Source organism: Rubripirellula lacrimiformis, assembly GCF_007741535.1.
Classification (GTDB): Bacteria; Planctomycetota; Planctomycetia; order Pirellulales; family Pirellulaceae; genus Rubripirellula; species Rubripirellula lacrimiformis.
The window spans coordinates 870,113-887,046 of record NZ_CP036525.1 but is presented as its reverse complement, the minus strand read 5'-3'; the positions used below and the strand labels follow the sequence as shown (position 1 = coordinate 887,046).

The following is a 16,934-nucleotide window of genomic DNA, read 5'->3' as shown; positions in this document are numbered from 1 at the left end:
TCGGTGTGAGGCGAATAACCTGCCACTAAGAAACTAGGACGCCATTTGGCCCAAGATTGGATATATGCCCCCCCGATCCAAAAAGGGAATGCCTAATCACCAAGGTTGCCGCGACAGATGGCAATACCCGCAAAACCAACAAGGGCGATCAAGCGGCATCTGCCACGGACTTCGTCGGCATTTACGCCCCAACACACCCCAGCAACGGGCTTTTCGGCGAGTCCCAATGGGCCGTTCCCAAGCTCCCTAACCAGCGCTGTCCAGCTTGGATTCTTCCGATGCAATCATCTGTTCCAGCACCTGCCTTAGCGACACGCGAATGTCCCACTGTGGGTAATCACGCCGAAGCTTGCGAAGGTCACTGATGTAACAGATATGATCGCCTTTTCGGTTATCATCCCCCAGCGAATAATTGACTTTGTGCCCACCGATCTCTTCGATCAACGCGATGCATTCCAAGACACTGGCTGCGTTTTCTCGCCCACCGCCAATGTTATAAACTTCGCCTGGACGCGGATTTTCGGCAAACGCTTCGAACGCTTTCACGACGTCGCTGCATTCGATCTGGTCGCGAACTTGTTTTCCCTTGTAGCCGAAAATCGTATAGGGTTTCCCCGTGACGGCAACGTGCACCAGGTAGCTAAGAAAGCCGTGCAATTCGACCCCGCTATGGCTCGCCCCCGTCAGGCATCCACCGCGAAACACGCCGGTTTTTAGGCCAAAGTACTTACCGTATTCTTGGGCCATCACGTCAGCCGCCGTTTTCGATGCCCCGAACAACGAGTGCATCGTTTGATCGATCCGGCAAGATTCGTCGATGCCGTGATAATCCGCCTGGTCGGCATATTCCCAACGGGTTTCGAGCTCGGTCAGCGGCAATTCGTTTGGCGCGTCACCATACACCTTGTTGGTGCTCATATGACAAAACGCTGCCTCAGGTGCAAATTGGCGTGTCGCCTCCAACAGGTTCAAAGTCCCGTTCGCATTGACCTCGAAATCCAAAAATGGAATCGCTGCCGCTTTGTCGTGGGATGGTTGGGCCGCACAGTGAATGACCAGATCCGGAGGCTCGTTTCGGAACAGGTCCAAGATCCCGTCGCGGTCACGGATGTCCAACGATACCGTTCGAAAGTTGGTCGTTTCCTGTTCCAAACGCGATTGATTCCAACGCGTGCTGCCTTCGGGCCCAAAAAAAGTCGCCCGCATGTCGTTGTCGATGCCGATCACCTCGTCACCCAACGCATCCCAATGACGCACCGCCGCCGAACCGATCAAACCACTGGAACCCGTCACAATCACGCGCATGAATCAAATCTCGTTCTGGTATCTAAAAGGATGCAACGATGCCCAGCGACCGCCCTCAACAGCGCCCAAGTCTAGTCTTGGACGTCCCAATGTTGAAGACAAACCCTGAACTGATTTGCATCCGTCTGCCCCGCTGACACAATCAAGGGGCGGGGATCAGCAGCGTATCGATTCGATCGAAATGGAAAACCGAGTCACCGCGCCGAAGAATCCACACCTATGGCTTGGCGACGAATTCCGTGGGCAATTCGTATTTCCCCTCGGCCGCCGCTCGCGTCGTGACCAGGATTTCGGTCTTCTCGGCGGCATCCGGGTCCGAGTGAACCACCCAAATGAGAGCCTGTTTCGGATCATCCGGGCCGGTAGCCGTTTTGTCAGGGTTCGCCCCCAACACCAAATCGGTCAACACCGTGCGCAGTGGAAGATCCGACTTGGCAAATTTGCGGACCTGTTGATTCTGGGTGATCCCAGCTTTCTGCAAATCCCCACCAACGATTCGAACCGGCGGCAATTGGGATCCCTCCGGCAGCGACCGTGCGTACTCCGCCACGATCACGTCGATGGCGAACTCCAACGACTCTTGATCGAACGACACAGACATCTTTCGATCCAACATCTGGTCGATCGAAAGTGCTTCCTGCGGCGTGGTCGCCACGGTGGGTGCCGACAACGGAGTATTGGCGGCCAACAGAGTTGCCAGTGCGACCTGTGACAGCGGCGATGCAGGTACATAAGTGTTCGCGACGATCACGTTGTTCGAAATCCCGAATCGAAACCTATCCGACACGTAACGCATCATCATCGGCAACCGCGACGCCAACAGACGCCATGACGGATCCGGCACCGCATCGATGACAAATTGATCCGCCCACTGCGGCCACTGGTTGATCGAATCGCGAAGGTTACGCATCAACGTCGCCTCGCTGATGCCTCCGCTGGGGGTCAGACGTAATTCGGCAAACACTTGTTCGTCCACCGAATCCATCACGAGCAAGACTGCAGAGACATCTGGAATCAAAACAGACTTGATCGACTGAACCAACTGAGGTGCCGATTGATCCAGCATCGCCCTGCCATCGGCGAACAGAAAATTCGGCGTGACCAGGGCCACCAGATCGGCGTCGGCGCTGGATCCCTTCCACAGGGACTGCAGCGATCGAGCCAGCGGAATCGGTTCGCCATCGATCGATGCCACTTCGGTGATCCGATCCAGCCCGCCGACGGCAAATCGCGTCACCGATTTGCTTTCGACTTCCAATGGGTTCACAAAGAATGCATCGGCGCCCACAGCATCGCCTGCATAGACCGTCGTCCCATCCCGCGTCTGGGCTGCCGACACCTTCCAACGATCGACCAAATCGTCCATCGGCTGCGGTGCGGTCAATTCAATCGCCAACGACCAATCGGGAACGCCCTGCTGGCCCGGAAACAAACCGACGGTGCAGCGATCAATCCAATCAACCGGCACCTTGGCACGAGCGACTGCTGCGTCGATCAGGGCATTGATTTCGGGAGCCAACGTCGCCATCAACTGTTTGCCCCCATTCGATTCACGCAGCGACGCCAATCGGACCGACACGATCGCGGCAGGCCCAGGCGGCAGCAGTTCCAATGGGGCCTGGTCCGATCCCGGCGGATAAGGTGACGCAAACAACAGGCGGTCGTCGTCGACCAACTGATAGGCTGGGTCAGCAGATTCCTCCTGCGAACCGCCCACCGGCGAAGCGGGGGACGAACGGCCAGGATCCGGTTCGTCGGAAAGCATCGTCGACCGATTGGAAACCGAAGGGATGACGGCGGGAATCGTGGGACGCTGGCGTTTTTTGGCCACCGGTGGGCTGGGATCGGTCACCAACAAGGCGACAAACAGCATCAGCACGATGACTGTCAAACCGGTCAGCACCAACGGCGCCTTGCTCTTCTTCTTGCGTCGCCGGCGCACCGTCCGCATCGGTGCCGCATCGCTAGCCTGACCTGAATCAGCGATGGCCGACCCAACCGGATCATCCGCAGGTGCGACAGTTTGATCGGGTCGACCAGCCGTTTCCGGTGCAGACACCTGTTTCGAATCGTCGGACGGGACATCAGCGGTGGCTGGAATCGCGGCGTCTGTTGGACCAGACTCTGACGCCGCCACCCCAGCGGCGATCTTGGCAGATTTCTTCGCTGTCGCCTTGGCGTTGTCTTTGACCGAGTCTTTCGCGGGCGTTCTGACAGGGGATGCTGGACTCGCCGTGGCGGGTTTTGCGTCGCCAGCTTGCCGCGTCTTTGCATTTCCGTCTGGTTTGCCGGTGTCCTGCGGCTTCTTTGGTTTCCCTGCGGCCCCCGAATCTTTGGACGCGATATCTTTGCGCGACTTTGTCGGTGCGGTCGCATTTTTCCCGGGCAGGTCCGGCTTGGACTTCGGTGGCGATGATTGCGGCTTGCTGGGGTTCGATTTGACAGCCGGCAGTTTGGCTGTGTTCGGTTCGACGGTGGTGGCCGCCGGCGCGGGACCAGGATCGGGATCCAAGGTCGGCAGCACCGCGCGCAGTGCGGCAGCAACCTGATCGGCACTTGCGAATCGGGCAGCCGGATCCTTGGCCATCAAGTAGGCCATGATCCGGTACAGCGGATCGCCGTGTTCACCTTGCTGGATCGCCTCGACCAACTTGGGCGGCGAATAGGATTGATGCATCTGCAACGTTGCCTGGACGTCGCCGCCGTCGAAGGGACATTCCCCCGACGCCAACCGGTACAGCAGACAACCCAAACTATAAATATCGCTGGCTCCGGTGCATTGACCTGATCCCGATGTGATTTCAGGGGCCACGTAGGACTGGGGTGTATCGTCCGTGTCCAGCCATTGGGACGATGCATCGCCCAACCCGGTCACCGGCGGGCCAGCCGGATCTCGCAGCAACAGGGCACGGCCATCGTTTCCAATCCAAACTCGATCGGCTCGCACGCCACCATGGACCAACGACGGGGCATGCATGGCCGCCAAACCGTCTGCGATCTCGATGCCCACTTGGCAAACACGCCTGGCGTTCCAAGGCAGACCACCGGCGCGGATCTGTTCGGCGAGCGACTGGCCCGCAGGCAGCGGGCTGTAGACGGCGACGTAGGGGTCCGCCGGATGGACTTCGATCGGCTGCAAGGCGGGATGTTGGATGCGCCGGTGAGCGTCCAACCAAGGGTTCTCGGGGGTCGTTCGCAGCAGGAATCCGGAGGGTGCATTTTGGCCGGATCGAGAATCAGCGGAATCGGGACCGATCGGTGACACCTCGACCCACCGAGTCAGCGGCGATGGCGACTGGTCGGATCGGATTCGAAAGTCACCAATCCGCAGCGGGCCGGGCGGATCGGACAACAGGGACTTTGCCTGAAAACGGGTCAACTGTTGGACCTTGACCATATAACTGGCCAACTCGACCGCTGTCTCCGCTGGCGTGCCGTCGTGGTCGTTGGCGAAGTCTCCGGCCAGGTTCCGGCATCCAGCGGCGTCCAGGAAGCCCTCCTGTACGAGTCTTGTCCAAAATTCGCTAAGTCCGATCGACATGCCGCAAGAACAGGAAAAAAGGAGAAGAAATGACCACTAGCCGCTGCATCGCCATAATAGTCGATCCCGGAAATCTCGCCGACGTCAACAACAGCGATGGATCCACCGCGTCCCCCCATCGGCCAACCTGCCACGCCGGTCGGTTTCTTCGATCATGATGTTAGACGAATACGATTGTACCGATTGCGTCGGCACCGGTCGCCGGTGTGCATCGCGATAGGGATAGACCCGTTCGCTTTTCCATCTAATCTGTGTCACGGTTAAGTAGAAAAGGTCGCCACCGATCCGGCGCGACGATCGGCCAGACGGAAGAATCGCAAACCGGCCGGTCCCGGTCGGGCTGCCCGCCATGATCTGCATCCATTGAAACGTCCACGCGAGTGAAACATTGAATATTGTCTACCTGACGACTGAAGCCGTGCCATTCGCCAAAACCGGTGGCTTGGCGGACGTCTGTGGCACTCTGCCGTCGCGTGTGGCTGCCGCTGGCAATCGGGCGGCGGTCATCATGCCTGCGTTTCGAAGTATCCGCCGCAGCGGGATCCCGATCGAATCGACGGACATCAGTTTTGCGGTGCCCATGAGCCGCGAAAAGCTGGTCGGTTGCCGGCTGCTGAAAAGCACTCTTCCCGATGGCGACACACCGGTGTGGTTTATCGATCAACCGCAGTACTTTGATCGCGATGCTTTGTACGGCACGTCGCATGGTGACTACGCCGACAACGACGAACGTTTCTCGTTCTTCTGTCGGGCCGCGATCATGGCGATGGCAAGGATCGGTTGGTCCGTCGACATCGTTCACTGCAACGATTGGCAAACGGGCCTGATCCCTTCGATCCTAAAGTCCGATCCCAACCTGCCCGAATCGCTGCGCAAAGCGGCCACGGTATTGACGATCCACAACTTGGCTTACCAGGGTTCCTTTCCACGCGAATCGTTTCATTGGACAGGGTTGAACTGGAGCCATTTCAATGCCAACGAGTGCGAGTTCTATAACCAATTGAACTTTTTGAAGACGGGCATCGCATCGTCCGACGTCATCACGACCGTCAGCCCCCGCTATGCCGAAGAGATCCGAACCCAAGAACATGGATGCGGACTCGAAGGCGTCCTGGAATCAGTCTCCGATCGATTGGTGGGCATCACCAATGGAATCGACATGGACATTTGGGACCCCGCAACGGATCCCAACCTGCCGGTCAACTATGACGTCACCAACTGGCAATCGGGCAAAACACAGAACAAGCGTGTGCTGCAAAAGAGTTTCGGGTTGGACGCCAGCGACGAAGTCCCCATGATCGGTCTTGTGGGCCGGCTGGCCAGCCAAAAGGGATGGGATTCGATCGTGCCGCTGATTCGCACTCACCTTAGCGAGCAGCGGCCGACCCAGTGGATCGTGCTGGGCAGCGGTGACGCCCGCTATGAAAGCGAACTGCGTGAACTGGCCAAGGCGCACCCGAATCAATTCGCGCTGCACATCGGATTTAGCGACAAACTGGCACACCAGATCGAAGCCAGCAGCGACCTGTTCCTGATGCCTAGCCACTATGAACCGTGCGGGCTGAACCAACTGTACAGTCTTCGGTACGGCAGCGTGCCAGTGGTGACACCGACCGGCGGTTTGGCCAATACCGTCGTCGATTGCAACGAAACCACGATCGCCGACGGCACCGCGACGGGTTTCTATCTGTCGTCCAACGACCCGGCGGGACTGGACGAAGCGGTCGGCCGGGCGCTGCGAATGCGGTATCACGATCCGCAACGATGGGCCCGATTGGTCGCCACGGGGATGCAACAGGACTGGTCTTGGACCAAGAGTGCGAATGAGTACATCGAACTTTATGGACGCACCCTTGCCCTTAAAGTCACGCCAAAGCGAACACCACCCGGATAGCGGATGAAAGACCGCTCATTCAGACTTTTCCAGCAGCGGAGACCGCGATTTTCCGGTAGTCTTGACCCCTCACTGATTGCCGGACAGAGATGTCCGACGACGCTACGGTACAAGAAAGTTTCGGTTAGCGAGGCACGGAATCGTGGACATCATCAAACAGTCTGACCTCGTCAAACCTTCTGCGAACGCGAAGCGTCAGGCGGCCGCGTCGGAAACCAGACTGGATCCATTTTCTGGCCAATGGTCGATCTTCGCTCCCCAGCGAACCGAGCGCCCCGACGAATTTGTCGAACATCGCCCGACGATCAAGACCGATGTCGCCTGCCCGTTCTGTCGCGGGAATGAATCAGAGACACCGCCGGCGGTCTGGAGCAAACATATCCCGGAAACAGCACGCCTGTTTTCGGCGGATGACGGCCCCGCTGACTACGAAGATTGGTCCGTCCGCGTGGTCCCCAATAAGTTCCCGGCCGTTGACAGTATCGACGAAACATCCACCGCGCCGTCCACCCGCCCGTCGGCCCTGTTTCAATCCAACGCCGTCACCGGCGGCCACGAGGTGATCGTCGAATCACCACGACACTTCCACTCACTGACCGAGCTGGACATCGCCGAGATCGACTTGATCTTTCAAGCCTATCGCGATCGCATCCGGCACTACCGCAATGTTGCGGGTGTTCAGTATGTCAGCGTCTTCAAAAACGTCGGCCGTACCGCGGGCGCTTCGCTGAGCCATTCGCACAGCCAGCTGATCGCGACCGACCGCATCCCACAGCCGGTTGCCTCGGTCGTCGAAAACATGGGCCGACATCGCGCCAACACGGGATGCTGTCTACGATGTGACGTCGTTCGAGCCGAACGGAAGGCCAAAGAACGCGTGGTGGCCTGCGACGAAACAGTGATCGCAACCTGCCCCTTCGCCAGCCAACTGCCCATGTTGGTTCGCGTCACCACGCTGAAACACCAGGCATGCTTCGAAGACTTGGGCGATCGCGAACTCGAATCGGTTTCGCGAATGGTGTACCGCGTGATCACATGGCTTGAACAACTGCGTCCCGGCACCGCCTACAACTATTGCCTGCACACCAAACCGCCGGGAATCGTCGATCCGTCGGATTCATTCCATTGGTACATCGACATCTTTCCACGGATGAGCCAGGTTGCAGGTTTCGAATGGGGCAGCGGTTGCATGATCAACCCAATCTTGCCCGAAGAAGCAGCCGCATCGCTACGCAAATGCTCGGCATCGCGAAACCCACGCCGCTTCTAACCCACGTAGGCGTGAATCTTCGTTTCACCGCGCGGGCAACGCCGCATTCGCCGGGTCAAAACGCGCGGCCCGCTGGGCACGCGGCTGAACGCCAGGGAGAGCACGCCGCGTGCGCCAAATCGTTTAACCGCGTGGGCATCGCCCCGTGCGTCCACGTCCTGGAAACGCGCGGCCCGCTGGGCACGCGGTGAAACGACAAGCAGAGCACGCCGCGTGCGCCAAATCGTTTAACCGCGTGGGCATCGCCCCGTGCGTCCACGTCCTGGAAACGCGCGGCCCGTTGGGCACGCGGTGAAACGACAAGCAGAGCACGCCCCGTGCATCAAATCGTTTAACCGCGTGGGCATCGCCCCGCGCGTCCACGTCCTGGAAACGCGCGGCCCGGTGGGCACGCGGTGAAACGACAGGGGAGAGCACGCCGCAAGCGTCAAATCGTTTCACCGCGCGGGCATCGCCCCGTGCGCCCACGTCCTGAAAACGCGCGGCCCGGTGGGCACGCGGCTGAACGACAGGGAGAGCCGCCGCGGTCGCCAAATCGTTTCACCGCGTGGGCATCGCCCCGCGCGTCCACGTCCTGGAAACGCGCGGTCCGGTGGGCACGCGGTGAAACGACAGGGAGAGCACGCCGCGGTCGCCAAATCGTTTCACCGCGCGGGCATCGCCCCGTGCGCCCACGTCCTGAAAACGCGCGGCCCGCTGGGCACGCGGTTAAACGACAGGGAGAGCACGCCGCGTGCGCCCAATCGTTTAACCGCGTGGGCATCGCCCCGTGCGTCCACGTCCTGGAAACGCGCGGCCCGGTGGGCACGCGGTTAAACGACAGGGAGAACACGCCCCGTGCATCAAATCGTTTCACCGCGTGGGCATCGCCCCGTGCGTCCACATCCTGGAAACGCGCGGCCCGGTGGGCACGCGGTTAAACGACAGGGAGAACACGCCGCGTGCGTCATCTCGTTTCACCGCGCGGGCATCGCCCCGTGCGCCCACGTCCTGGAAACGCGCGGTCCGGTGGGCACGCGGTGAAACGACAAGGAGAACACGCCGCGTGCATCAAATCGTTTAACCGCGTGGGCATCGCCCCGTGCGTCCACATCCTGGAAACGCGCGGCCCGCTGGGCACGCGGTGAAACGACAGGGAGAACACGCCCCGTGCACCAAATCGTTTAACCGCGTGGGCATCGCCCCGTGCGTCCACATCCTGGAAACGCGCAGCCCGCTGAGGCTGTGAATAAATGAGTTGTTGGTTGCTAGTTTCTTTTCTGGCGCTAAATTACTGCAATGAAAACTCCAAGCAATGCTCAGCAGCGTGGTCAGGCCCGCACCAACCGCCCAGAACGCACCCAAGTCGAGATGCAGTTTTTTTCGCTCGATCAACTCGTTGCCAGCGACCATCGCATCCGATTGGTGTGGCAGTACTGCGAATCACTCGACCTGAGCCCTCTCTACACTCGCATTCAATCCAGACAGGGCAAAGCGGGACGCAACTCGATTGATCCGCGGATTCTCTTCGCCTTATGGTTTTACGCGACGCTAGAGGGAATCAGCAGCGCTCGCCGGGTCGCTGAATTGACCACCCGTGATTTTCACTACATGTGGATCTGTGGCAAAGTCTCGGTCAACTATCACACGCTCAGTGACTTCCGAAGCGAGAACAGCGAACTGCTTGAGAAACTGCTGGCCGACTCGATTGCCGCCTTGTTGAACCAGAAGCTAATCACGCTCGAAACTATCGGACAAGATGGAATGCGAGTGCGAGCGTCGTCTGGCAGTGGCTCATTTCGATCGGCACCGACACTCCAAAGGTTGCAAGCAGCGGCCGAAGACTACTTGAACGAACTCAGTGAGCGTACCGAGGAAGAAGCAGCCAAAATATCCAAGGCAAAACAGGCCGCCCAACAGCGCGCTGCCAAGGAACGAATCGAGCGAATCAAGGCGGCCCAAGAAAACTTGGAAGAGCTAGAGCGGCGTCGCAAGGAGAAGAGGTCACGCAAAAGCAAATCCACTCCACGAGCGTCGATGACCGACCCCGAAGCGGTGCGCATGAAGATGGCCGACGGTGGTTTTCGGCCGGCCTACAACGTTCAATTCGCCAGCGATGGCGAGACACGAATCGTCGTCGGCGTGAGCGTCGATAACCAGGGCAGCGATCAGGGGCAAATGCTTCCGATGTATCAATCGGTCTGCAGCACTTTCGGCGTTATGCCCGGGAAATACCTGGTCGATGGCGGCTTTACCAAGGCGACCGATATCGACTCGATGGACGCCTCGGGCACAGCCGTTTACGGGGTATTGAAGGGCGTTCAAAAGCAAATTGAAGAAGGCAAAGATCCTCATCTCCCCAAGCCAGGAGACAGCGCTGCGATGAAACGCTTTCGAGAACGGATGGGCACAGCGGGGGCTCAAAAGATCTATAAGCAACGCCCTTCGGTGGCCGAATTCCCCAACGCCGAATGTCGCAACCGCGGGCTCCACCAGTACCGGGTTCGTGGGTCGAAAAAGGCTTTGAGTCAGACCCTTTGGCATGTGCTAGTGAATAACTACAACCGATTCAAATGCCTAGGATTTTTACCCAACCTGATAGGGGACCCATGCGTTGTAGCAGCGAAAAGTTAACCAAAGTGGAGGTTCGAGCGGCTTCTCGAAGCCCTCAAGACCTCGAAACGGCCAGACGCTCGAGAGTCCCAGGGGCCTGTCAGCCGCTTTGACCCCAAAAATAGATTCACACGTCCCGCATTTTTGAAAAACACCTTCAAAAATGAAACTCAAAGCTGGGGAAAACAAAATTTTCACAGCCTCGCTGGGCACGCGGTTAAACGACAGGGAGAACACGCCGCGTGCGCCAGATCGTTTCACCGCGTGGGCATCGCCCCGTGCGTCCACGTCCTGGAAACGCGCGGCCCGGTGGGCACGCGGTTAAACGACAGGGAGAACACGCCCCGTGCATCAAATCGTTTCACCGCGTGGGCATCGCCCCGCGCGTCCACGTCCTGGAAACGCGCGGCCCGGTGGGCACGCGGTGAAACGACAGGGAGAGCACGCCGCGGTCGCCCAATCGTTTAACCGCGTGGGCATCGCCCCGTGCGCCCACGTCCTGAAAACGCGCGGCCCGGTGGGCACGCGGCTGAACGACAGGGAGAGCCGCCGCGGTCGCCAAATCGTTTCACCGCGTGGGCATCGCCCCGCGCGTCCACGTCCTGGAAACGCGCGGTCCGGTGGGCACGCGGTGAAACGACAGGGAGAGCACGCCGCGGTCGCCAAATCGTTTCACCGCGCGGGCAACGCCCCGTGCGTCCACGTCCTGGAAACGCGCGGCCCGGTGGGCACGCGGTGAAACGACAGGGAGAGCACGCCGCGTGCATCAAATCGTTTCACCGCGTGGGCATCGCCCCGTGCGTCCACGTCCTGGAAACGCGCGGCCCGCTGGGCACGCGGTTAAACGACAGGGAGAACACGCCGCGGTCGCCCAATCGTTTAACCGCGTGGGCATCGCCCCGTGCGTCCACGTCCTGGAAACGCGCGGCCCGGTGGGCACGCGGTGAAACGACAGGGAGAGCACGCCCCGTGCATCAAATCGTTTAACCGCGTGGGCATCGCCCCGTGCGTCCACGTCCTGGAAACGCGCGGCCCGGTGGGCACGCGGTGAAACGACAAGGAGAACACGCCCCGTGCATCAAATCGTTTAACCGCGTGGGCATCGCCCCGTGCGCCGGGCCATCAAAGCGCGGTCCGGTGGGCATGCGGCTGAACCAACCACAACGAAATCCCGATTATGCAAATCGGGTAAACCTTGACGGCTGTTGTGGCCGATAAGTAGCAGGCTGGATGCGCCGACAATCATGGTTGGCCGATTCCACGCAGCCGGAACGTGCATGGATCGCCGGGGAGTTTCACGACACTTGTCGCGTCGCGGCCCCCCGATTCATGCCGCTTAAAAATCAGTTTCTCTGAAGATCCTTCGCTCATGACTGCTAGCGCTCACCTTTGTCTGGTCCTGCACAACCACCAGCCAATTGGCAACTTTGACGGCGTGTTCGAACAAGCGTACCAGGACAGCTATCTGCCGTTCTTGGAAGTCTTTGCGCCGTACGAGAAGCTACAAATCTCGCTGCATACGTCGGGTCCGCTGATGATGTGGCTGGCCGAACGCCATCCGGAGTACCTGGACCGCGTCCGTTTGCTGGTCGAAGCCGGTCGCATCGAAATCGTCGGCGGACCCCAGTACGAACCGATCATGACGATGCTGCCGCCGACTGACCGCATCGGCCAGATCCGCGCCTACGGCAACTGGCTAAACCGCAACCTGGGCATGACGCCGGCGGGCATGTGGACACCGGAACGTGTCTGGGAATCATCGATGACCAGCGATGTGGCCGACGCCGGCATCCGCTATACCGTCCTGGACGACTACCACTTTCGCGCCGCCGGATTGACCGACGAACAATTGACCGGGCACTATGTGACCGAAGACAACGGACGGATGCTGAGCATCTTTCCGGGTTCCGAACGACTGCGTTACACCATTCCGTTTCGGCCCGCCCACGAATCGATCGACTATTGCCGGGAAGTGGCCGAGCGATCTCCCGGCGCAGTACTGACCTTTGGCGACGATGGCGAGAAGTTCGGAACCTGGCCCGACACGAAGGCACATGTCTACGACCAGGGTTGGCTACGATCGTTCTTTGACGCACTGAGCGACAATTCCGACTGGCTGCACACCGTCACGTTGGGCGAAGCGATCCGCCGGACGCCACCGGTCGGCAAAGTCTACCTGCCCGATTGCAGCTATCGCGAGATGACCGAATGGGCGTTGCCGGTCGAGGCCCAGGAGATGTTCGATGACGTTTCCCACTCGATGTCCGACCACGCCCGCTGGAACGATCTGCGATCCTTTGTCCGAGGCGGCTATTGGCGTAACTTCAAAACGAAGTACGAAGAAACCAACGAGATGTACGCGCGGATGATGCATGTCAGCCGTCGACTTCGCGAAGCCGAGGCTGATGGGGTCGATCGCGGCGAACTGGCAGAAATCCGCGACCACCTGTATCGCGGCCAGTGCAATTGCCCCTACTGGCACGGTGCGTTTGGCGGGATCTACCTGCCCCACCTTCGCAACGCGATCTACACGCACCTGATCGAAGCCGACACACGGCTGGATCGTGCAACCGGCGTCCAATCCAATACGGTGCAAGCGACCGCCGAAGATTTCAACTTTGACGGACAGCAAGAGATCCGGCTCAGCAACAACCGACTGTGCGCTTGGATCGCGCCCGGACGTGGCGGACGCATGTACGAATTGGATGTCCGCGACATCAGCCACAACCTGCTGGCGACGCTGCAGCGGCGTCCCGAAAGCTACCATCGCAAAGTCCTGGCCGGCCCTAGCAATGGCGACGGCGATTGTGCCAGCATTCACGACCGAGTCATCTTCAAACAAGAAGGCTTGGACCAACGATTGCAGTACGACACGTACGCTCGCAAGAGCCTGATGGACCACTTCTACGATAACGACGCAACGTTGGAATCCGTCTCGCGAGGCGAATCGGTCGAACGCGGCGATTTTGTCGAGCGACCCTTTGAAACGAAACTGCGCCGCGGTGCCGACCGGGTGCAGGTCCAAATGCGTCGCGACGGGAACGCGTGGGGTTTGCCAATCACGTTGACCAAAGCGGTCACGATGGTCGCCGGCAGTGACCGAATTTCGATCGCTTACCTGCTGGAAAACCTGCCGCTAGACCGACCGCTGCATTTCGGCATCGAAATGAACTTTGCCGGGCTACCGTCGGGTGCCGACGACCGATATTTCAGCGATATCGACGGCAACCAACTAGGACAGCTTGGTCAATCGCTGGACCTACAGAAAAGCCACGGCATCAGCCTTTCGGATCGCTGGCTGGGCATCGACGTATCGCTAGAAATCGATCGTCCCAGCGGAATTTGGACGTTCCCGATCGAAACGGTCAGCCAGAGCGAGGCCGGATTCGAACTGGTTCACCAAAGCGTCTGCGTCCAACCGCACTGGATCATCACTCCGGACGTCGAAGGTCGCTGGGCCGTCCAGATCGAAATGACGACCGCGTGCGAACAGGCGACCGAAGTCGTTGGCGAAGAACAGGCGATCCAGCTGTAGGGATCGGGGATTTCCGCCTTCACCCCTTCACCCCTGCCCCATCGATTTCATCCCAAACGTTTGGGGACGGGAAATTCCAGGGTGAACTTCGTGCCGCGGCCGACTTCACTCTGGACGCTGATGCGACCTCCGTGAGCCTCGATGATCTTGCGAGCGGTCGGCAGCCCTAGACCGCTGCCACCGTCCTTGGTGCTGTAGAACGGTTCGAACATGTGCATCACGGTGTTGTCATCGACGCCGCTGCCGGTATCGATCAAATCCAACGCCACGCCGCCGCGAGTGGTGTAGGTACGAGCCCACAACTGGCCGCCGCTGTCCATGGCTTCGAGTGCGTTTTTGACCAAGTTCATCAGCGCCGCCTGCAGCGAATCGCTGTGCAATTTGATCGCTGGCAGATCGGCGTCCAAGTACTTTTCGATGTCGATCTGATCGATATCGGCTTGCGCCTGATAAGCCCTCAGCACCATTTCGACTTGATCGTTCAGACTGCCGGAAACCAGGTCGATGTCGGTCAGACGGGTGTACCGCAGAAAGTCCCGCAGCAACCCCTCCATCCGCTCGCACTGCTCGCGAACGATGTCCACTCGATTCAGACACCGGCGGCTGATCGGCGAATCGATCTCGGCGATATCCTCGCTAAGCAGGTCGATGTTCATGTGAATCACCGACAGCGGATTCTTGATTTCGTGCGCCAGCGAACCCGCCAATTCGGCCAATTCCTCGTACCGGGCCCGCATCGGATCACGATCGTCAGTCGTCGAATGATCTGGCATAGAAGTCGTGCGATCGGAAAAAACGTGGAAGAGCAGTACGGAGGCGTGGCGAAACCACCCTATCGGTCCATTGTAGCGACGCCTCTGATTCTAGCGACAGCCGCTGAATAATCGCCTTACCCTTGCCGATCGTCCCCCGTCGCACTTACTCTGTTGCATGAAATACCGACGTGATTCCATCTCAACCGACTCGATCTTTTGACGCACCCAATGTCTACCGCCACTAAGCCTGAATCCAGCGATTCCGACCCGTACTTCCAGTCCTTATTCGCTGATCGCATCGGCGGATCCAACTACGGCAAGGGCACGGAGATCTACAAGTTCGAAAAGATCAAACGAGCCAAGCGGAAAGCTCTGGCCGACCACCCCGATCGCCACCTGCTGGACTTCGGAATCGGCGAAAACGATTCGATGGCTGACCAAGCGGTCCGCGATGTCATGGCGACAGAGATCAACAAGCCCGAAAATCGCGGCTACGCCGACAACGGTGTGATCGAGTACAAGCAGGCCGCCGCGAATTTCATGAAGCGAAATTTCGGCGTCGAATTGGACCCGGCAACCCAAGTCAATCACTGCATCGGCAGCAAGCCAGCCTACGCGATGCTGCCCGCCGTGTTCATCAATCCCGGCGACATCACGATGATGACCGTGCCCGGATACCCGGTCGCCGGCACCCACACCCGCTACTACGGCGGCGAAGTATTCAAACTGCCGCTGTTGGCCGAAAACAACTTCCTGCCCGACCTGGATGCCGTGCCGGACGACATCTATCGCCGCACCAAACTGATGGTCCTGAACTACCCGAATTCGCCGACCGGAAAGACAGCGACGCCCGAGTTCTACGAAAAGGTCGTCGCCCTGGCCAAAGAAAAGCAATTCGTCGTGGTCCAGGACGCCGCCCACATCCTGCTGTCGTTCGACGGCAAACCGCTTAGCTTCCTGCAAACCCCGGGCGCGATGGACGTCGGAGTCGAAGTCCACTCGATGAGCAAGGGCTACGACATGATCGGATGGCGAATGGGATTCGTCTGCGGCCACCCGCGAATCGTGTCCGCGTTCTCGGACGTCAAAGACAACAGCGACAGTGGCCAGTTCATCGCCACGCAAAAAGCAGCCGCGGCAGCGTTGGACAACGACTCGATCCCCGAACAGATTCGCGAAAAGTATCTTCGCCGCATGAAGAAACTGGTCACGGTCCTGAAAGAATGCGGGTTCCAGTGCGAAGTCCCCGGTGGCACCTACTTCCTGTACGCCAAGTCGCCCACGGGCACCACGGGCGGCGAGAAATTTGCTGCGGCCGAGGACGCCACGCGTCACCTGATCGAACAGTTCGGAATCGTCACGGTGCCTTGGGATGACGCCGGATCATTCTTGCGTTTCAGCGTCACGTACGTCGCTGCAACCGAAGCCGACGAAGACGCGTTGATGACCGAAACGAAAAAACGCCTCGGCGACGCCGGCCTGGTCTTCTAAGATCCCCCGCCCCCGCGAAGGCAGTGGGATTCGCCAGAATTCCCTCGCCCCCAATGCCCTCCTTCATTCGTGTGATAGCCCATCGAACGATGGGCGCACGAAAAAAGCCACCGACATGCTGATGTTGCCCGTGGCTTCGTTCAATTGGATTGTGTCGAGATCGACTAGCTAGCGATCGACTTGACCATCTTGTTCAGACGGCTCTTGGTGCGTGCAGCCGTGTTGTCGTGCAACAGGTTCTTGGCGGCAGCCTGGTCAATTCGCTTTTGGGCCAAACGCATTTCGGTTTGGGCGGCGGCGAAATCACCAGCCTTCACAGCGTCGCGAACGCGACGAAGCTGGCCACGCAGCTTGCTGCGTTGGGCGCGGTTGTGAAGACGCAGTTTTTCGTTTTGGCGAAGTCGTTTTTTCGCGCTCGCAGTATTTGGCATTGCTGGGGACGACTAAAAAGCGTCGTGGTTTAAGGTGAAACGTATTTCTTAGGGCCGCGTAGTATGCCAATCGGATCGCCTCCTGTCCAGAGTCGATATAAAAAGCGCAGAATAGGCACC

At 59.3% G+C, this 16,934-nt stretch carries 9 protein-coding genes; 5 read left to right on the top strand and 4 right to left on the bottom strand.

Translation table 11 applies throughout. The annotated features are described in order from the left end of the window. Positions 1–246 precede the first annotated feature (246 nt). Together K227x_RS03120 and K227x_RS03115 are read right to left on the bottom strand one after the other, a co-directional pair. On the bottom strand, positions 247–1,305 hold the full coding sequence (locus K227x_RS03120) for an NAD-dependent epimerase/dehydratase family protein (RefSeq protein ID WP_145168031.1): 1,059 nt from the start codon (positions 1,303–1,305) through the stop codon (positions 247–249). A 217-nt stretch (positions 1,306–1,522) separates the two neighbouring features. Continuing rightward, positions 1,523–4,846, bottom strand: a complete 3,324-nt coding sequence (locus K227x_RS03115) for a protein kinase domain-containing protein (RefSeq protein WP_145168030.1) — start codon at positions 4,844–4,846, stop codon at positions 1,523–1,525. Positions 4,847–5,234: 388 nt separating this feature from the next. Between K227x_RS03115 and glgA the strand changes: the two genes are divergently transcribed. The 4 genes from glgA (at position 5,235) to K227x_RS03095 (ending at position 14,137) form a co-directional block, all read left to right on the top strand. Continuing rightward, positions 5,235–6,740, top strand: coding sequence for a glycogen synthase GlgA (glgA, locus tag K227x_RS03110; RefSeq protein ID WP_145168029.1), 1,506 nt, complete (start codon positions 5,235–5,237; stop codon positions 6,738–6,740). Between the two features lie 142 nt (positions 6,741–6,882). Continuing rightward, the gene (locus K227x_RS03105; protein WP_218933741.1) at positions 6,883–8,010 is read left to right on the top strand and encodes a galactose-1-phosphate uridylyltransferase; all 1,128 of its coding nucleotides are present in this window, start codon (positions 6,883–6,885) and stop codon (positions 8,008–8,010) included. Between the two features lie 1,278 nt (positions 8,011–9,288). Further along, positions 9,289–10,623, top strand: a complete 1,335-nt coding sequence (locus tag K227x_RS03100; protein WP_145168027.1) for a transposase — start codon at positions 9,289–9,291, stop codon at positions 10,621–10,623. A 1,348-nt stretch (positions 10,624–11,971) separates the two neighbouring features. Continuing rightward, positions 11,972–14,137, top strand: a complete 2,166-nt coding sequence (locus tag K227x_RS03095) for an alpha-amylase/4-alpha-glucanotransferase domain-containing protein (protein WP_145168026.1) — start codon at positions 11,972–11,974, stop codon at positions 14,135–14,137. A 47-nt stretch (positions 14,138–14,184) separates the two neighbouring features. On the opposite strand, the gene K227x_RS03090 is transcribed toward K227x_RS03095, so the two are convergent. After that, positions 14,185–14,910: a sensor histidine kinase gene (locus K227x_RS03090; protein WP_145168025.1), complete on the bottom strand. Its 726-nt coding sequence runs from the start codon at positions 14,908–14,910 to the stop codon at positions 14,185–14,187. Between the two features lie 210 nt (positions 14,911–15,120). Between K227x_RS03090 and K227x_RS03085 the strand changes: the two genes are divergently transcribed. Next, positions 15,121–16,383, top strand: coding sequence for an LL-diaminopimelate aminotransferase (locus tag K227x_RS03085; RefSeq protein ID WP_145168024.1), 1,263 nt, complete (start codon positions 15,121–15,123; stop codon positions 16,381–16,383). Positions 16,384–16,547: 164 nt separating this feature from the next. Here K227x_RS03085 and rpsT read toward each other — a convergent pair whose 3' ends face one another. Next, positions 16,548–16,814, bottom strand: coding sequence for a 30S ribosomal protein S20 (gene rpsT, locus K227x_RS03080; protein ID WP_145168023.1), 267 nt, complete (start codon positions 16,812–16,814; stop codon positions 16,548–16,550). Between the last annotated feature and the right edge of the window lie 120 nt (positions 16,815–16,934).